Below are 16,652 nucleotides of genomic sequence, written 5' to 3'. Positions count from 1 at the left end.
GGCTGGCGGCCGCCGGCACCCGCCGCCCGGCGCCCGTGCCGCTGTTCGTGGTGGGGTTCCTCGCCGCCGTGGCCGTGCGTTCGCTGGGGATCCTCCCGGCGTCGGTGCTCGCCGCGGCGGACACGGTGACCACCGTGCTGTTCGTCGCGGCGATGTTCGCGCTCGGCCTGGGCGTGGACGTGCCGCGGCTGCTGGGCACGGGGCGCCGCACGCTGCTCCTCGGCGCCCTGGCGGCCCTGCTGGCCACCGGCACCGGCCTGGTGCTGGTGCTGCTGCTCGGCTGACGCCTGACGCCGGCCCGGCGTCAGGGCAGGCCCAGCACCCCGCGCAGCTCGTCCAGCCCGGTGATGCGGTGCACGCCGGGCACCGCGGCGTCGTCGGGCTCGCCCGCGGACGGGCCCTCGCGGCGCACGCCCGGCCGGTCGACCCAGACGCCGACCAGCCCGGCCTTGGCCGCGGCACGGGCGTCGATGTCCGGCTCGTCGCCGACGTACGCCGTCCGCGCCGGGTCGGTGCCCAGCAGGCGGCAGCCCTCGAGGAACACCCGCGGGTCGGGCTTGCCGAAGCCGAGCGTGTCGACGCCCACGAGCACCGGCACGCCGCCCACGCCGGCGGTGGCGAGCTTCTCCTCCTGCAGCGCCACCCGGGCGTTGGTCACCGAGCCGACCCGCACGCCGGCGGCGACCAGCGCCCGCAGGGTCGCCGCGACGTCGTCGTGCGCGCGCCAGGAGGCGGCGAACGTGCCCCAGAACACCTCGAGCCAGCGCGGGTACAGGTCGTCGTCCACGCGCGGCCCGCCGAACGCGGCGTGCAGCTCGTCCGCGCGCCGCCGGCGCTGCTCGTCGAAGGCCAGCTCGCCGCGCGTGTAGGCGCGGTAGTGGCCGTGGACGTCGTCGCGCCACACGGCGAGCATCTCCGGCTCGCGCGACGCGGGGACGTCCGGCATGAACTCCCGCCGCACCGCCCCGACGGCGTCGCCGAACGCGCCGCGGGTGTCCACGAGCGTGTCGTCGACGTCGAACAGCACGCCCTCGATCGTCCCGGCCGCGGGCCGCTCGGCGGCCGCGTCGACCGCGCTGCTGGTCATCGGCGCGGTCACTCGGCCGGCTCGGCAGCGGCGTCGGCGAGCCGGGCGATCGCGGCGTCGATGCGCGCGAGCGTGCGCTCGCGCCCCAGCACCTGCAGCGACTCGAACAGCGGCAGGCCCACCGTGCGGCCGGTGACGGCCACGCGGACCGGGGCCTGGGCCTTGCCGAGCTTGAGGCCGTGCTTCTCCCCCACCGCGGTCACGGCGTCCTTGAGCGGCTCCGCCTCCCACGGCTCGAGCGCGGCGAGCGCGGCACGGGCGTCGGGCAGCAGCTCGGCGGCCGGCGGCTTCATGGCCTTGGCCCAGGACTGCTCGTCGCGCACCGGCTCGTCGAGGAACAGGAAGTCGACGTTGGTCGTGATCTCGCTCAGCAGCGCGACGCGGGTCTGGGCCAGCGGCGCGACGGCGGCGAACGCCTCGGCGTCGAACTGCTCCTCGGTCCACGGCGCGCGCGGCGTGTGCAGCCACGGGTCGCACGCGGCCACGAAGTCCTCGACGCTCAGCGCGCGGACGTACTCGCCGTTGAACGCCGTGAGCTTCTTGACGTCGAAGAAGGCCGAGGCGGAGTTGACGTCGGCGACGTCGAACCGGCGCACCAGCTCGTCGAACGGCAGGATCTCCTCGTCGTTGCCCGGCGCCCAGCCCAGCAGCATGAGGTAGTTGACCATCGCCTCGGGCAGGATGCCGTCGGCCAGGTAGTCCTCGAGCGCCACCTTGTCGCGGCGCTTGGACAGCTTCTGGCGCTTCTCGTTGACGATGACCGGCAGGTGCGCCCACACCGGCGGCGTGGCGCCCAGGGCCTCCCACAGCAGCTGCTGCTTGGGCGTGTTGGGCAGGTGCTCCTCGCCGCGGATCACGTGGGTGATCCGCTCGTCCATGTCGTCGACGACGTTGGCCAGCAGGAACACCGGCGAGCCGTCGCCGCGGGCGATGACGAAGTCCTCGATCGCGTCGTTGGGGAACACCGGGTTGCCACGGACCAGGTCGACGACGTGGGTCTCGCCCTCGTCCGGGGTGCGGAAGCGCAGCGCGCGGCCGGGCGCGTAGTCCAGGCCGCGGTCCCGGCAGAAGCCGTCGTAGCCGGAGTGCGGGTTGCCGGTGCGCGCCGCCACGTCCTCGCGGGTGCAGTCGCAGTAGTAGGCGCGGCCGGCCTCGAACAGCCGCCCGGCGGCCTCGGCGTGCAGGCCGGCGTTCTGCGACTGGAAGTACGGGCCCTCGAACGTCGGGTCCTCGGCGTGCATGCCGAGCGCGGCGAGGGCGTCGAGGATGCCCTGGGTCCACTCGGGCTTGTTGCGGGCGGCGTCGGTGTCCTCGACGCGCAGCACGAACGTGCCGCCCGACCGCTTGGCGACTGCCCAGTTGAACAGCGCCGACCGGGCGCCGCCGACGTGGAACATGCCCGTGGGCGACGGGGCGAAGCGGACGCGGACCTGGGTGGACGAGCTGGGCGAAGTCACGGTGCCAGCCTAGTTGCCGACGACGGCGTCCCGGTCGCCGGCGCCGGCCGCGACCCGCTCGTGCACCTCGAGCACCCACACGCCGCGGCGCTCGGTGCGCACGGGCGCGAGCCCGGCGTCGGCCAGCGCGCCACGGATCGCGGCGGGCCGGTGCACGACGAACCGCCAGTCGCTGCCGCGCAGCCGCGGGTAGGCGGCGCAGACCGCGGCCCCGAGCCGCACCCACCAGGCGTCGCGCGGGTAGCTGATCACAACCTGGCGGCGCGCCTTGGCGGCTGCGGCGGCCAGCAGGCGCGGGGCGTCCGGGTAGCAGCACAGCACCTTGAGCAGCACGACGACGTCGGCGGGCGCGGTCAGGCCGGGCCGGGCGGCGAAGTCGCCGGCACGGCGCACGCACCGGCCGGTCAGGCCGTGCTCGGCCAGCAGGCCGGCGGCGACGGCGTCGTACGCCCCCGACAGCTCGACGCACTCGGACCGGCGCATCCCGGCGCGCAGCAGCTCGACGGTCAGGTCGCCGACGCCGGCGCCGACCTCGAGCAGCGTCTCGCCGCGCACGACGCCCGCCCGGTACAGCTCCACGACCCGGCGGGGGTCCCAGGTCAGGCCGGAGCGGCGGAAGCGCGCGGCGTCGTGCCGCGCCATCCGGTCGTCGAAGACCCGGTCGTACCCCTGCAGCGGCTCGGGCGGCTCGCAGCACGCGGACATGGGGTCATGAAAGCACGGGCGGCGCCGTGCGGCGCCGCCCGTGCTCGGCGGGGTGGGTGCGGGGTGTCAGTCGCGGCGCAGCACCGGGTTGCGCAGCACGCCGATGCCCTCGACCTCGCACTCGACGACGTCGCCGTGGTCGACCAGGCCGACGCCCGCCGGGGTGCCGGTGAGGATGACGTCGCCCGGCAGCAGCGTCATCGCCTGCGACACGTACGAGACCAGGAACGGCACGTCCAGCACCATGTCGGCCGTGCGGCCGTCCTGCTTGAGCTCGCCGTTCACGCGGGAGCGGACGGCCACGTCCTCGGGGTCGAGGTCGGTGTCGATCCACGGGCCGAGCGGGAGCGAGCTGTCGAAGCCCTTGGCGCGCGCCCACTGCCCGTCGGTGCGCTGGGCGTCGCGGGCCGTGACGTCGTTGGCCACGGTGTAGCCCAGCACGTACGACAGCGCCGACTCCGGCGTCGCGCCCTTGCAGACCTTGCCGATGACGACGGCGAGCTCGGCCTCGTAGGAGACCTCCTGCGTCCAGTCCGGCAGCACGACCGGGTCGTCCGGGCCCACCACGGCGGTGTTCGGCTTGAAGAACAGCAGCGGGTGCGTCGGCACGTCGCCGCCCATCTCCTTGGCGTGGTCGGCGTAGTTCTTGCCGACGGCCACCACCTTGGAGCGCGGGATCACCGGCGCGAGCAGCCGGACGCCGTCGCCCAGCTCGATGCGCTCGCCCGTGGGCATGGCCGGCATGTACAGCGGGTCGCCGCCCAGCACGGCGAGGTAGGTGGTGTCGCCCTCGGTCTGGACGAGGCCGAAACGGGGGTCGTCTCCGGTGGTGAATCTCGCGATGCGCACGGGCACAGGGTATGCCTGGGGCCGCCCGGGGGCCGTCAGGCCCGGGCGAGCACCTCGCCGTGCAGGATGGCGAACCAGCCGTCCGGCGCCTGGGCCCAGGCGAGCCAGTCCTGCGCGAGCTGCTCGAGCGCGACGTCGTCGGCCAGGCCCGACTCCTTGGCCTGCCCCGCGAAGTTCGACGCGACGCAGCGCTCGGCCCACACCTGGCCCCACCACTGGCGGTCGGTGGGCGTGGCGTAGCACCACGACGACGCGGACGGCACCATCTGCGCGACGTCGAACCCGGCCTGCTGCACCCACGAGAACAGGCGGCGGCCGGCGTCGGGCTCGAACCCGTAGGCGTGCGTGACCTCGTGGTACAGGGTGTTCCACTCGGTCAGCCCCGGGGACTCGGGGTACCAGGCCATCGCGGCGTAGTCGGCGTCGCGCACGGCGACCAGCCCGCCGGGGCGGGCCACGCGCTTCATCTCGCGCAGCGCCGCGACCGGGTCGGACAGGTGCTGCAGCAGCTGGTGGGCGTAGACGACGTCGAAGGTGTCGTCCTCGAACGGCAGCTCGTAGGCGTTGGCCTGCTCGAACCGGACGTGGGAGAAGCCGACGGCGTCGGCGTGGTTGCGGGCCGCCTCGAGCACGGTCTCGGAGGCGTCGACGCCCACGACCTCGCCGCCGGGCAGCAGCCGGGCGAGGTCCACGGTGACCGTGCCCGGGCCGCAGCCGACGTCGAGCAGCGTCATGTCGTCGCGCAGGTGCGGCAGCAGGAAGCCCGCCGAGTTCTGCGCCGTGCGGGCCCGGTGGGCGCGCAGCACGGACTCGTGGTGACCGTGCGTGTAGGACTCGGACTCCTTGCTGGGCACCGTGTGGTGGGTGCTCGGGGCCTCGATCGCGTCGGTGAGGTCGGCGCCGGCGGGGTGCTCGGGGTCGCGTTCCATGCGCAGGTCGGTCATGGCCACCACCGTAGTGACCCGGGACGACGGCGACACGCAGGTTCTCACGGTGCGGACCGGGTGCGTTCGGGGCGGCGCCTGCCAGGATCGTGCCCATGACAGCGGACACCGCCCGGGCGGGCTGGCTGCGCCGGCACGGCGCGCTGCTCCTGGGCGGCCCGGGCCGGGTCACGGGCGTCGACCTCGCCCGCGGGATCGCGGTGCTCGGCATGTTCACGGCGCACGTCGGGGTCACCACCGCCGACCTGGGGACGCTGCCGGGGTGGCTGTCGCTGGCGCACGGGCGCTCGTCGATCCTCTTCGCCCTCGTGGCCGGCGTGTCGCTCGCGCTGGTCACCGGCGGCCCGCGGCCGCTGGCGGGCGACGCGCTCGTGCGGGCGCGCACCCGGCTGCTGGTGCGGTCGGTGCTGCTGCTGGCGGTCGTGGCGCTGCTCGACCTGCTCGACACCCCGGTGCTGCTCATCCTCGGCTTCTACGCCTGCTACTTCGTGCTGGCCCTGCCGTTCCTGCGCTGGCCGGCCCGCCGGCTCGCGGTCGCGGCGGCCGTCGTCGCCGTCGTCGGGCCGCCGCTCGCGCTGTGGGGGCCCACCGTGCTCGCCCGCGCCGGGCTGCGCCTGCCGCAGGACGGCTCCGGCGCCGTGACCGACTTCGTGCTCACCGGCGCCTACCCCGCGGTCGTGTGGATGGCCTACGTCTTCGCCGGCATGGCCGTGGGGCGCTGCGACCTGCGGTCGGACAACCTCCGCACCGGGCTCGTGGCGGGCGGCCTGGGGGCGGCCGCCGTGTGCGGGATCGTCTCCGGCGTGCTCGTCGACGGCGCCGGCGGGCAGCGGGCGCTCGAGGCGCAGGCCGACGCCGCGTCGGTCACCCCGGGCGCGTGGTCGGCCCCGTGGCCGCCGCCGGCGTACCTCGTCCTGTCCGGGCCGCACCACGACACCACCCTCGAGGCCGTCGGCTCCGGCGGCTTCGCCCTCGCGGTGCTGGGCCTGTGCCTGTACGCCGGCCGCGTCGGCGCCCGCGTGCTCGCGCCGCTGGCCGCCGTCGGCGCGGCGGCGCTGACGGTGTACTCGCTGCACATCGTGGCGATCTGGCGCTGGGACCTGGTGGGCTCCGAGACGAACCGCCCGCTCGCGGTCATGGTCGTGGTCACGCTGGTCGCCGCGACGGCGTGGCGGTTCCTCCTGGGCCGGGGGCCGCTGGAGCGGCTGCTGGCGTGGGTGGCGACGCGGGCGGCGCCGGCAGGACCGCGCGACGCCGCGCCGCAGCGGCCCTGACGCCGGCCTGGTCAGAGCGAGACGCTGCCCCGCACCACCGTGCGGGTCTCGCCGCCCACCCAGACCTCGCCGCGCCGGTCCAGCCCCACGTGCACCCGCCCGCGCCGGCGCAGCGCCGTGCCCTGCGAGGCCACGTACGCCGGCGGCAGCACGCTGCCGGCCAGCCACTGCCCCAGGCCGGCGTTGAGGCTGCCCGTGACCGGGTCCTCGCCGATGCCCTCGATGAACGCGCGCACCTCGACGTCGGCGTCGCCGGGCGCCGCCTCGTCCTCGTCCGCCCACGGCCCGACGACGCCGACCTTGAGGCCGCGCATCGCCACCGGGTCGGGGTCGAGCGCCAGCACCGCGGCGGCGTCGCGCAGCAGCACCGCCATCCAGCCCGGGCCGTTGTCCACCCAGGCGGCGTCGACGACGTCGTCCGGCCGGGCACCCAGGGCGGCGACCGTCCGCTCGAGCTCCGCCGGGTCCACCGGGCCGGAGCGCTCGAGCGGCGGCGCCTGGAACGCGAGCCGCGCCCCGCCGCCGGCGACCGGCGTCTGGCGCACCGTGACGAGCCCGACGGCGCATTCCTGCACGACGTCGGTGCCGGTGGGCGCGGCGGCGGGCCGCCCGCCGGCCTCCAGCCACGCGTGCGCGCTGCCGAGCGTCGGGTGCCCGGCGAACGGCAGCTCCCCCGTCGGGGTGAAGATCCGCAGCCGGTAGTCGGCGCCCTGCCGGGTGGGCCGCAGCAGGAAGGTGGTCTCCGAGAGGTTGGTCCAGCGCGCGAACGCGGCCATCTGCTCGTCGGTGAGGCCGTCGGCGTCGTGCACCACGGCGACCGGGTTGCCGAGCAGCGGCCCGGAGGAGAACACGTCGACCTGGTGGAAGGGCAGGGTGCGGGTCACGCCGCCACCGTAGCGGCCGCGCGCCCGGACCCGCCGCAGCGCCGCCGTACCCTGGAGGGCGTGCCCTCCACCACCGCTGTCGCCGCGCTGCCGCGCGCCGCGTGGCTGCCGCGCGCGCAGGCGCACGCCGAGCGCGCCGACCGGCTGACCGCCGTCTGGCGCGAGGCGCACGACGCGGGGCGCAGGCACGCGATCGAGGACTTCCTGTTCACCTACTACCCCACCCGGCCCGGCGCGCTGCGCCGCTGGCACCCGGGCGCCGGCGTCGTGCTCGCCGTCGACGCCGACGACGAGCGGCTCGGCTGGCGCTGGCACCGCGCCGTCGCCCTGCCGGACGGCGGCACCGGCGCGACGCTCGACGTCGCCGCGTTCCTCGCCGACCGCGGCGACGCCGTGCGGTACGTGCGCGCCCTGGTGGGCGCGACGGCGGCCCGCCCGGGCACGTTCGGCTGCTTCGGCCTGCACGAGTGGGCGATGGTCTACCGCGACGGCGCCGAGGGCCGCGACCACCGCCACCCGCTGCCGCTGCGGCTGGGCACCGACGGCACGGACGCCGTCGTCGAGACCCACCGCATCACGTGCTCGCACATCGACGCGTTCCGGTTCTTCACGCCGCAGGCGCGCGGGCGCAACCAGCTGCAGCCCACCCGCGAGACGCAGGTGGCGCTCGAGCAGCCCGGCTGCCTGCACGCCAACATGGACCTGTACAAGTGGTGCCTCAAGCTCGGCCCGGCGGTGCCGGGCGACCTGCTGCTCGACGCGTTCGAGCTGGCCCGCGACGTCCGGTACACCGACATGCAGGCCTCGCCGTACGACGTCGCGGCGTACGGGCTGGACGCGGTCGCGATCGAGACGCCCGAGGGCAAGGCCGAGTACGTGCGCCGCCAGCGACGGTTCGCCGCACGGGCCCAGGAGCTGCGTGGGCGGCTGCTCGCCGTGTGCGACGCCCTGCTCGAGGAGGCCTGAGCGTCCCCGAGGGGCCGTGGGCCAGGGGCGTGGGTCAGGGGCGCGGGTCAGGGGCGCGCGGGCTCGCCGCCGGAGAGCTTCTCCAGGTGCCGCGCCGGGATGCGGTTGCGCTCGTAGGTGATGGTCGAGTAGCCGTGCGGCGCCGGCCGGCCGTCGGGCCCGAGGTGCACGAACACGATCTTCTCGATCACGAGGATCTGCTGGCGCGTGAACAGGTTGCGCACCTCGGCGCGCATGGTCAGGGACGTGCGGCCGAAGTGCGTGGCCAGCAGGCCCATCTCGACGATGTCGCCCTGGCGCGCGGAGTCGACGAAGTTGATCTCCGACATGTACTTGGTCACGACGCTCTCGCTGCCGAGCTGGATGATGGCGTAGATCGCCGCCTCCTCGTCGATCCAGCGCAGCAGGCTCCCGCCGAACAGCGTGCCGTTCGCGTTGAGGTCCTCGGGCCGCACCCACTTGCGGGTGCGGAAGATGATCTCGTCGTCCTGGGCCATGCCGACATCAGCCATGCCCTCATCATCGGACCGGGCGCGGGCCTCCACCGCTCGCAGGCGGGTGTTTGCGACGATCGTCACGTGATCGAGCGCTTCCCCGCCGCCCCGCCCGCGGGCCCCGTGGCCGTGCCCCGGGTGGTGCGCCGCCTCGCCGGCGACGACCGCGTGACGCCGGTGTGGCGCAACGAGCTGGGCGGGCTGACCTTCCGGCTCGACCCCGCCGGCGGGGGCCCGGCGCGGTTCGTCAAGTGGTCCCCCGCCGCGACGGGCCTCGACCTCGAGGCCGAGGCCGCGCGCCTGGAGTGGGCCGGGACCTGGACGCCAGTGCCGCGCGTGCTCGACCACGGCACGGTCGACGACGACGGTGCGGCGGGTGCCGACGCCGGGCCCGCGCAGTACCTGGTGACTGCCGCGCTGCCCGGCCGCTCCGCCGTCGACCCGCGCTGGCTGGCCGAGCCGGCGACGGCGGCCCGCGCGCTCGGCGCGGGCCTGCGAGCGCTGCACGACGCGCTGCCCGTGGCCCGGTGCCCCTTCGACTGGGGCGTCCGCGAGCGCCTCGCCCGCTCCGGGCCGGACGTCCCGCCGCGCGCCGCGGCGGAGCGCGCCGCGCTCGCCGCCGACGCGCCCGACGTCGACCGCCTCGTCGTGTGCCACGGCGACGCCTGCGCGCCCAACACGCTGCTCGACGACGCCGGGCGCTGGAGCGCCCACGTGGACCTCGGCCGGCTCGGCGTGGCCGACCGGTGGGCCGACCTGGCCGTCGCGGCGTGGAGCACCGAGTGGAACTACGGGCCCGGCTACGACCACCTCGTCTACGAGGCCTACCGCATCGAGCCCGACGCCAAGCGGATCACCTACTACCGCCGGCTGTGGGACGCGACGTGAACGGGCCCCGACCGAGAGCTCGCTGCTCTCCGTCGGGGCCCGGGCGTCGCCGGCGCGGCCGGCGTCGGCACGTCAGTCAGTCAGTCCGTCAGTACTGCTGGACCTCGACGATGCGGAACTCGGCGCCCTGGTAGGCCTGCAGCTCCTCCTCGTCGACGACGAGCTGGAACACGTCCACCGACTCGGACTGGCCGGAGCCCAGCTCCGAGGTCATCGCGTAGTCGTCACCGATGCGGGCGCCGCTGGCGTCGACCGCCTCGATCTGCACGTTGTAGCTGTGCGCCTCGTCCGCCTTGTTGGTCAGGGTGACCGGCAGCGCGGAGGTCACGAGGCCGTACTCGTCGACCGACCCCTCGAAGGCGCCGAGCTCGACGGTGAGGTCCTCGGCGAGGATCTGCTCCGTGGCGCTGCCGTCGACGCGGCTGAGCGCGTCGTCGGCCTCCGCGGAGGCCGAGGCCACGGCCTCGTCGAGCTCGTCCGCCGCGTTGCTCACGCCGGCGGCGAACAGCACGTTCACGGTGATGCCCACGACGATCGCGAGGGCGCCCAGGATGATGCCGGTCAGCGCCATCCCCTTGCCGGCCGCGACCTTCTTGGCCTTGACGAGGCCGATGATGCTGAGGACCAGGCCGACGACGGCCAGCACGATGCCGCCGACGTTGAGCACCGGGATGAACGACCCGAGCAGGCCGAGGAGCGCGACCACGAAGCCGGCGATCGCCAGGCCGTTGCCCTTCGGGGCGGGGGCCGGCGCGCCGGGCACCGGCTGGTCGGCCTGGGGCGCCGTCGGGGCCGGGGTGGTCTCGGGGAACGGTGCGGACATGAAGGTTCTCCTTGCAGGGTTCGCCCGTCGGCACGAGCTGGTGGGTGGGTGTCGCCGACGGCGGCAGGTGACGATAGGCATGCCACTTGCGACGCCTGCACCATTCCGCCCGGTTTGGGCGTTTTTTCACCCGCTATTCACCCGCTCAGGGCACCCGCCGCTCCCCCGGCGCGGCCGCCGCGGCGTGCGGGACAATGGCGGGACGATGACGACCGCCACCACGACCGCCGCGCCCGCCACCCCGCGTCCCGCCGGGACCCTGATCCCGTACCTGCCCGCGCCGACGGGCGGCGACCCCGACCCGGACTTGCTGTTCGAGAGCTTCGCGCAGTGGGCGGCCGAGGGCGGCCGGCCCCTGTACCCGCACCAGGAGGAGGCGCTCCTGGAGCTGATGACCGGCTCGCACGTGGTGCTGGCGACGCCCACCGGCTCGGGCAAGTCGATGGTCGCGATGGGCGCGCAGTTCGCCGCGCTGGCCGCGCACCGCTCGGGCCGCGGCGGGCGCACCTACTACACGGCCCCGCTCAAGGCGCTGGTCAGCGAGAAGTTCTTCGACCTCGTGGCGGCGTTCGGCTCCAAGAACGTCGGGATGATGACGGGCGACTCGGCGGTCAACCCCGACGCTCCGATCATCTGCTGCACCGCGGAGATCCTGGCCAACCTCGCGCTGCGCCGCGGCGCCGAGGGCTCGGGCGCCGCCGAGGACGCCATCGCCCAGGTCGTCATGGACGAGTTCCACTTCTACGGCGACCCGCAGCGCGGGTGGGCCTGGCAGGTGCCGCTGCTGGAGCTGCCGCGCACCCAGTTCCTGCTGATGTCGGCCACCCTCGGCGACACCACCCGGCTGCGCGAGGACCTCGAGACTCGCACGGGCCGGCCGGTCGCCGAGGTCGCCGGCGCCGAGCGGCCTGTGCCGCTGACCTTCTCCTACGTCGTCGAGCCGCTCACCGAGGTGATCGAGGAGCTCGTCACCACGCACCGCGCGCCGGTGTACGTCGTGCACTTCACGCAGAAGGAGGCGGTGGAGCGGGCGCAGTCGCTGCTGAGCATGAACGTGGCGTCCAAGGCGGAGAAGGAGGCCATCGCCGCCGAGATCGGCGCCTTCCGGTTCGGCACCGGGTTCGGCCGCACGCTGAGCAAGTTCCTGCGCCACGGGGTGGGCGTGCACCACGCCGGCATGCTGCCCAAGTACCGCCGCCTGGTGGAGCGGCTGACCCAGCGCGGGCTGCTCAAGGTGGTCTGCGGCACCGACACGCTCGGGGTGGGCATCAACGTGCCGATCCGCACGGTGCTCATGACGTCGCTGGTGAAGTTCGACGGCGAGCGCATGCGCCACCTCACCGCCCGGGAGTTCCACCAGATCGCCGGGCGGGCCGGGCGCGCCGGGTTCGACACCGTGGGCGAGGTGCTGGTCATGGCGCCCGACCACGTCGTCGAGAACCGCCGGGCGCTGGCCAAGGCCGGCGACGACCCGAAGAAGCTCAAGAAGATCGTGCGCAAGAAGGCGCCGGCCGGGGCGGTCAACTGGACCGACTCGACGTTCGAGCGGCTGCGCGACGCCGACCCGGAGCCGCTGGCCTCCCACTTCCGCGTCACCCACGCGATGGTGCTCAACGTGCTGGCCCGCACCCGCGACGAGCGGCACGAGCACGCCGACCCGGTGGACGCCATGCGGCACCTGCTGACGGCCAACCACGACACCGACGCCCAGAAGGCGCAGCACGTGCGCCAGGCCTTCCGCATCTACCGCTCGCTGCGCCAGGCCGGTGTCGTGGAGAAGGTCCGCGTGCCCGACGACGCCCACCCCGCCGGCTGGCGCCCGTCGGTGCGGCTCGAGGTGGACCTGCCGCGCGACTTCGCGCTCAACCAGCCGCTGTCGCCGTTCGCGCTGGCGGCCATGGACCTGCTCGACGTCGAGTCCCCCACGCACGCCCTCGACGTCGTCTCGGTCATCGAGGCCACCCTCGACGACCCGCGCCAGATCCTCTACGCCCAGCAGAACGCCGCCCGCGGCGAGGCCGTGGCCGCGATGAAGGCCGAGGGCTACGAGTACGAGGAGCGCATGGCGCTGCTGGAGGACGTCACCTGGCCGCGGCCGCTGGTCGACCTGCTCGAGCCCGCGTTCGCCACCTACAAGCAGTCCAACCCGTGGGTGGCCGACGCCGAGCTGGCCCCCAAGTCCGTGGTGCGCGACATGGTCGAGCGTGCCATGACGTTCGCCGAGCTCGTCTCGCGCTACCAGCTCGAGCGCACCGAGGGCGTGGTGCTGCGCTACCTCGCCGACGCCTTCCGCGCCCTGCGCCAGGTGGTGCCCGACGAGCACCGCACCGAGGAGGTCGCCGAGATCGTCGAGTGGCTCGGCGAGCTGGTGCGCGGCGTCGACTCCTCGCTGCTGGACGAGTGGGAGCGGCTGGCCAACCCCGTGGACGACGACGCCGACGCGGTCGTGGAGGGCGAGCTGGCCGACGCGGGCGCCGAGGCGCCGGCGCGGCCGGTCACCGGCAACCCGCGCGCGTTCCGCCGGCTGGTGCGCAACGCGCTGTTCCGCCGCGTCGAGCTCGCCGCGCGCGAGGACTACACCGCCCTCGGCGCGCTCGACGGGCGCGGCGGCTGGCCCGCCGACGCGTGGGCCGAGGCGCTGGACCCGCTGTTCGAGGCGCAGGGGGACGACGCGATCGGGATCGACGCGGGGGCGCGCTCGGCCGCGCTGCTGACGATCCTCGAGCCGGGCGCCGAGACGCCGTCGGGCGAGAAGGTGGAGCCCGGCACGTGGTGGGTGCGCCAGGTGCTCGACGACGCCGACGGCGACCACGACTGGGCGATCACCGCCCTGGTGGACCTCGCGGCGTCGGACGAGGCCGGCGCCGTCGTGCTCACCGTGCTGGCGGTCGGCCCGGTCGCCTGACGCGGCGTCCGGCCGGGCCTCGCGCCTCGGCCGGGCCTCGCGCCTCGACCCGGCGCAATGCCCTGGCCCGCCGCGCGGGCCGCGTGGCAGGGTCGCGCCATGGTCGCCTTCGTCTCCCACGTCACCGTCGACTGCCGCGACGCGTACGCCCTGTCGCAGTGGTGGAAGCCCGTGCTGGGCTACACCGACGACCCCGCCGACCCGAACGCGCCGGGCCACACCGAGTGCCTGATCGTGGACCCCGCCGGCGCCGGGCCGACGCTGCTGTTCATCGAGGTGCCCGAGCCCAGGGGCGCCAAGAACCGCCTCCACCTCGACCTTCGCCCGCGCGAGCAGCCCCAGGAGCAGGAGCTCGCGGACCTGCTCGCGCACGGCGCGACGGTGGTCGACGACCGCCGGGGCATCTACGGCCCGGGCTCCGGCTGGGTGGTGCTCGCCGACCCGGAGGGCAACGAGTTCTGCATCCTGAAGTCCCCGGCCGAGCGGGCCGCCTGGCTCGCGGCGCAGGCCGCCAGCGAGGAGGTCGCCGCGGAGCGCTAGCCCCTACCCGCCCGGCAGCACACCGAGGCCGCGCAGCATCGTGGCCAGCCCACCCGCGTACGCGAGCACCACCAGCACCCGCCGCGTCGCCTCCCGGGACACCACCCGGGCCAGGCGGTCGCCCACGACGACGGCGGCCACGCAGGCCACGGCGATCGCCACCCACGCCCACGGGTCCAGGTGGGGCAGCCGCGCGTCGGTGAGCAGCAGCTTGGAGCCCATGGCGCCCATCGCGTTGACGACGAAGAAGGGCTGCAGCGTGGCGGCGAACCGGACGGGGTCCCACCGGTCGAGCACCGAGTAGGCGGCCAGGGGCGGCCCGCCGATGCCGGCGGCCACGCTGCCCGCGCCGCTGAGGCTGCCGGCCACGGCGGCGGGCCAGCGCGCGCCCGCGGGCCACCAGCGGCGGTCCGAGCGCAGGCGGCCGGCCAGCAGCGCGACGCTCATCCCGACGATCACCACGGCGCCCACGGTGACCTCCAGCGCGGCGTCGCTCGCGTCGCGCAGCAGCAGCGCGCCGGGGACCGTGGTGCACACCGACGCGACGGCCATGACGGCGAACCGGCGCCAGTCCACCTTCCGCACCACCCGGGTCAGGATGAGCAGCGCGCTCGTGGAGCCGCAGAGGTTCACCATGAGCACGCCCTGCTCCGGCCCGAGCAGCAGCACCATGAACGGCCCCGCCACCATGGCGAAGCCGAGCCCGGTGACGCGCTGGAGCGAGCCGCCCACCACGATCGCGACGAGGAGGAGGGCCAGCAGCACGGCTCCACCCTAGGTGCCGCGCGTGCCCTGGGCACCGGCCGACGGCGCCGGCCCGCCGCGAGCCGCGCCGCCGCCGGGTGAGGTTGCGGCGCCACGGGTGGAATGTCGTCGCTTCGGCGCGCGCGGTCCGGCAGGATGCCGGTCGTGGCCAAGAAGTCCGACCGCGCCCCCGCCGGCACGCCCGCCGTGGCGCTCCTGGAGCGCGAGGGCGTCCCGCACACCCTGCACGCCTACTCCCACGACCCGGCCGCGGGCCTCAGCTTCGGCATGGAGGCCGCCGCGACCCTGGGCCTCGATCCCGCGCAGGTCTTCAAGACGCTCGTCGCGGACGTCGACGGGCGGCTCGTGGTGGCCGTCGTGCCGGTCGACCGCCAGCTCGACGTCAAGGCGCTGGCCCGCGCCACCGGCGGCAAGCGGGCGGCCCTGGCCCCGCCGCCGGCGGCCGAGCGCGCCACCGGCTACGTGGTGGGCGGCATCTCGCCCCTCGGGCAGAAGCAGCGGCTCACCACGGTGGTCGACGGCTCGGCGCTCGGGTTCGACGTCGTCTACGTCTCCGGCGGACGCCGCGGGCTCGACGTCGGGCTCGCGCCCGCCGACCTGGTGCGCCTCACCGGCGCCACGACGGCGGCGCTGGCGCGCTGACCACGCACGGCGACCGCGTCGGCGGCGCCGTCGTGGCGCCGGCGGCGTCAATGGGTCGCGGGTGCGGCGTGGTCGCGCGCGTCAGGCGCGCCGGTAGGTGGGCAGCAGCGCGTCGCTCGGCACGATCTCCTTGCCCAGCGGCATGAGCGAGATCGGGATGAGCTTGAGGTTCGCCCAGCCGAGCGGGATGCCGACGATCGACACGAACAGCGGGATCGACGTGACGACGTGCCCGATCGCCAGCCAGATGCCGGCCACCAGCAGCCAGACCACGTTGCCCAGCGCCGCGCCGACGCCCGACGTCGGCTTCTCGACCACGGTGCGGCCGAACGGCCACAGCGCGAACGCGGCGATCCGGAAGGCGGCGATGCCCCACGGGATCGTCACGACCAGCACGCAGCAGATCACGCCGGCGAGGGCGTAGCCGAGGGCGAGCCACAGGCCCGAGAGCACGAGCCAGATGATGTTCAGCAGCGTCTTCATGGTGTCCCCATCCTCCCCGCGCCGGGCGTCCCGCGGCATCCGGGAGCACCCTGACGCCTCCCCCGATCCTGCCGCCGCCCGTCCCGGACGGGCAGCCACCGGCTCAGCGACCGGCGGTTCGCGGACCGGCGGTTCGTAGACTGGGCGCCATGCCCTCGACCTCCGGGATCGCCTCCCGGCTCGCCGCCGTGCGCGCCCGCATCGACGCCGCAGCCACCGCCGCGGGCCGCGCGCCGCACGACGTCCGCCTGCTGCTGGCCACCAAGACCCAGGACGCCGCCACGGTGCTCGAGGCGCTCGACGCCGCAGCCGACCTGGCCGACCGGGCCGGGGACCCGCGCCCCGTGCTGGTCGGCGAGAACCGGGTGCAGGAGCTCGTGGCCAAGGCGCCGGACCTCGCCGCTCACGTCGCCGCGGGCCGGCTCGAGGTGCACATGATCGGCCACCTGCAGCGCAACAAGGCCAACCAGCTGCTGGCCACCGCGTCCTGCCTGGAGACCGTCGACACGCTCGACCTCGCCCGCGCGCTGTCGGCCCGCTGCGCGCGCGACGGGCGTGAACTGGCGGTCATGGTGCAGGTCAACGTCTCCGGCGAGGCGAGCAAGTCCGGCGTGGCGCCGGACCACGCCGCGGAGCTGGCCACCGGCGTCGCGGCCCTGCCCGGCCTGCGCCTGACCGGGTTCATGACGATCGGGGCGCGCGCCGAGGACGAGGCCGTGGTGCGCGCCGGGTTCGCGCGCCTGCGCGAGGTCAGCGACGCCGTCGTGGCCAGCGGCGCGCCCGGCACCGCGGAGGCGCGCGAGCTGTCCATGGGCATGACCGGCGACCTGGAGCTCGCGATCGCGGAGGGCGCGACGATCGTGCGGGTCGGCACCGCCGTGTTCGGGGCGCGCCCCGCCCCGGCGGCGCCGCCGGAGGTTTAGCGGGCCGGGACCAGCGCGGCGCC

18 protein-coding genes are annotated in these 16,652 nt (G+C 75.4%); 8 read left to right on the top strand and 10 right to left on the bottom strand.

Translation table 11 applies throughout. The features are described 5' to 3' along the window. On the top strand, window positions 1-284 hold a 284-nt coding region (locus tag GSF02_RS17090; protein WP_159798579.1), incomplete at its 5' end, for a putative sulfate exporter family transporter. A gap of 20 nt (window positions 285-304) precedes the next feature. Here the strand turns inward: GSF02_RS17090 and GSF02_RS17085 are convergent. The 5 genes from GSF02_RS17085 to GSF02_RS17065 all read right to left on the bottom strand — a co-directional run bounded on the left by GSF02_RS17085 (window position 305) and on the right by GSF02_RS17065 (window position 5,042). Continuing rightward, window positions 305-1,087 carry an HAD family hydrolase gene (locus GSF02_RS17085; protein ID WP_159798578.1) on the bottom strand — a complete coding sequence of 261 codons (783 nt, stop codon included), beginning with the start codon at window positions 1,085-1,087 and terminating at the stop codon, window positions 305-307. A gap of 8 nt (window positions 1,088-1,095) precedes the next feature. Further along, on the bottom strand, window positions 1,096-2,544 hold the full coding sequence (gene gltX / locus GSF02_RS17080; RefSeq protein ID WP_159798577.1) for a glutamate--tRNA ligase: 1,449 nt from the start codon (window positions 2,542-2,544) through the stop codon (window positions 1,096-1,098). 9 nt (window positions 2,545-2,553) lie between these two features. Next, a complete protein-coding gene (locus tag GSF02_RS17075; RefSeq protein ID WP_159798576.1) occupies window positions 2,554-3,249 on the bottom strand; it encodes a methyltransferase domain-containing protein in 696 nt (231 codons plus the stop codon). Window positions 3,250-3,315: 66 nt separating this feature from the next. Then, a complete protein-coding gene (locus GSF02_RS17070; RefSeq protein ID WP_159798575.1) occupies window positions 3,316-4,098 on the bottom strand; it encodes a fumarylacetoacetate hydrolase family protein in 783 nt (260 codons plus the stop codon). A gap of 35 nt (window positions 4,099-4,133) precedes the next feature. Further along, window positions 4,134-5,042, bottom strand: a complete 909-nt coding sequence (locus GSF02_RS17065; RefSeq protein WP_235915659.1) for a methyltransferase domain-containing protein — start codon at window positions 5,040-5,042, stop codon at window positions 4,134-4,136. Between the two features lie 95 nt (window positions 5,043-5,137). Here GSF02_RS17065 and GSF02_RS17060 point away from each other — a divergent pair, with 95 nt between their 5' ends. Further along, window positions 5,138-6,316 carry a heparan-alpha-glucosaminide N-acetyltransferase domain-containing protein gene (locus tag GSF02_RS17060; RefSeq protein ID WP_159798574.1) on the top strand — a complete coding sequence of 393 codons (1,179 nt, stop codon included), beginning with the start codon at window positions 5,138-5,140 and terminating at the stop codon, window positions 6,314-6,316. 11 nt (window positions 6,317-6,327) lie between these two features. On the opposite strand, the gene GSF02_RS17055 is transcribed toward GSF02_RS17060, so the two are convergent. Next, window positions 6,328-7,200 (bottom strand): PhzF family phenazine biosynthesis protein, encoded by an 873-nt coding sequence (locus GSF02_RS17055; RefSeq protein ID WP_201308976.1) that lies wholly within the window; start codon window positions 7,198-7,200, stop codon window positions 6,328-6,330. Window positions 7,201-7,251: 51 nt separating this feature from the next. On the opposite strand from GSF02_RS17055, the gene GSF02_RS17050 reads away from it, so the two are divergent. Continuing rightward, window positions 7,252-8,166: a 3-methyladenine DNA glycosylase gene (locus GSF02_RS17050; RefSeq protein ID WP_408003914.1), complete on the top strand. Its 915-nt coding sequence runs from the start codon at window positions 7,252-7,254 to the stop codon at window positions 8,164-8,166. 47 nt (window positions 8,167-8,213) lie between these two features. Here the strand turns inward: GSF02_RS17050 and GSF02_RS17045 are convergent, their stop codons facing one another. Further along, window positions 8,214-8,678: an acyl-CoA thioesterase gene (locus GSF02_RS17045; protein WP_235915658.1), complete on the bottom strand. Its 465-nt coding sequence runs from the start codon at window positions 8,676-8,678 to the stop codon at window positions 8,214-8,216. A 66-nt stretch (window positions 8,679-8,744) separates the two neighbouring features. Between GSF02_RS17045 and GSF02_RS17040 the strand changes: the two genes are divergently transcribed. Further along, window positions 8,745-9,548: an aminoglycoside 3'-phosphotransferase gene (locus tag GSF02_RS17040; RefSeq protein ID WP_159798572.1), complete on the top strand. Its 804-nt coding sequence runs from the start codon at window positions 8,745-8,747 to the stop codon at window positions 9,546-9,548. An 88-nt stretch (window positions 9,549-9,636) separates the two neighbouring features. Here GSF02_RS17040 and GSF02_RS17035 read toward each other — a convergent pair whose 3' ends face one another. Further along, complete coding sequence (locus GSF02_RS17035) at window positions 9,637-10,371, bottom strand: FxLYD domain-containing protein (RefSeq protein ID WP_159798571.1); 735 nt, start codon at window positions 10,369-10,371, stop codon at window positions 9,637-9,639. Window positions 10,372-10,576: 205 nt separating this feature from the next. Between GSF02_RS17035 and GSF02_RS17030 the strand changes: the two genes are divergently transcribed. Next, a complete protein-coding gene (locus GSF02_RS17030) occupies window positions 10,577-13,276 on the top strand; it encodes a DEAD/DEAH box helicase (protein ID WP_159798570.1) in 2,700 nt (899 codons plus the stop codon). 99 nt (window positions 13,277-13,375) lie between these two features. Beyond that, window positions 13,376-13,816: a VOC family protein gene (locus GSF02_RS17025; RefSeq protein ID WP_159798569.1), complete on the top strand. Its 441-nt coding sequence runs from the start codon at window positions 13,376-13,378 to the stop codon at window positions 13,814-13,816. A 3-nt stretch (window positions 13,817-13,819) separates the two neighbouring features. Here GSF02_RS17025 and GSF02_RS17020 read toward each other — a convergent pair whose 3' ends face one another. Beyond that, window positions 13,820-14,581 (bottom strand): sulfite exporter TauE/SafE family protein, encoded by a 762-nt coding sequence (locus tag GSF02_RS17020; protein ID WP_235915657.1) that lies wholly within the window; start codon window positions 14,579-14,581, stop codon window positions 13,820-13,822. A gap of 135 nt (window positions 14,582-14,716) precedes the next feature. Between GSF02_RS17020 and ybaK the strand changes: the two genes are divergently transcribed. After that, entirely contained in the window at window positions 14,717-15,223 is a 507-nt protein-coding gene (ybaK, locus tag GSF02_RS17015) for a Cys-tRNA(Pro) deacylase (protein WP_159798568.1), read from the top strand. Window positions 15,224-15,304: 81 nt separating this feature from the next. Here the strand turns inward: ybaK and GSF02_RS17010 are convergent, their stop codons facing one another. Beyond that, a complete protein-coding gene (locus GSF02_RS17010; RefSeq protein WP_159798567.1) occupies window positions 15,305-15,706 on the bottom strand; it encodes a YccF domain-containing protein in 402 nt (133 codons plus the stop codon). 149 nt (window positions 15,707-15,855) lie between these two features. Between GSF02_RS17010 and GSF02_RS17005 the strand changes: the two genes are divergently transcribed. Next, window positions 15,856-16,629, top strand: a complete 774-nt coding sequence (locus GSF02_RS17005; RefSeq protein WP_159798566.1) for a YggS family pyridoxal phosphate-dependent enzyme — start codon at window positions 15,856-15,858, stop codon at window positions 16,627-16,629. The last annotated feature ends 23 nt before the right edge of the window (window positions 16,630-16,652 follow it).

The sequence above is a fragment of the Puerhibacterium puerhi genome (genome assembly GCF_009846865.1).
Classification (GTDB): domain Bacteria; phylum Actinomycetota; class Actinomycetes; order Actinomycetales; family Cellulomonadaceae; genus Puerhibacterium; species Puerhibacterium puerhi.
Note: the sequence above shows the minus strand (reverse complement) of the source record. Positions and strands in the feature narration are given on the sequence as shown.

Coding starts and splice junctions, on each gene's coding strand:
- GSF02_RS17085 (WP_159798578.1), bottom strand. CDS start 1,087: ATGACCAGCAGCGCGGTCGACGCGGCCGCCGAGCGGCCCGCGGCCGGG.
- GSF02_RS17075 (WP_159798576.1), bottom strand. CDS start 3,249: ATGTCCGCGTGCTGCGAGCCGCCCGAGCCGCTGCAGGGGTACGACCGG.
- GSF02_RS17065 (WP_235915659.1), bottom strand. CDS start 5,042: ATGACCGACCTGCGCATGGAACGCGACCCCGAGCACCCCGCCGGCGCC.
- GSF02_RS17060 (WP_159798574.1), top strand. CDS start 5,138: ATGACAGCGGACACCGCCCGGGCGGGCTGGCTGCGCCGGCACGGCGCG.
- GSF02_RS17045 (WP_235915658.1), bottom strand. CDS start 8,678: ATGGCTGATGTCGGCATGGCCCAGGACGACGAGATCATCTTCCGCACC.
- GSF02_RS17035 (WP_159798571.1), bottom strand. CDS start 10,371: ATGTCCGCACCGTTCCCCGAGACCACCCCGGCCCCGACGGCGCCCCAG.
- GSF02_RS17030 (WP_159798570.1), top strand. CDS start 10,577: ATGACGACCGCCACCACGACCGCCGCGCCCGCCACCCCGCGTCCCGCC.
- GSF02_RS17025 (WP_159798569.1), top strand. CDS start 13,376: ATGGTCGCCTTCGTCTCCCACGTCACCGTCGACTGCCGCGACGCGTAC.
- ybaK (WP_159798568.1), top strand. CDS start 14,717: ATGCCGGTCGTGGCCAAGAAGTCCGACCGCGCCCCCGCCGGCACGCCC.
- GSF02_RS17010 (WP_159798567.1), bottom strand. CDS start 15,706: ATGAAGACGCTGCTGAACATCATCTGGCTCGTGCTCTCGGGCCTGTGG.
- GSF02_RS17005 (WP_159798566.1), top strand. CDS start 15,856: ATGCCCTCGACCTCCGGGATCGCCTCCCGGCTCGCCGCCGTGCGCGCC.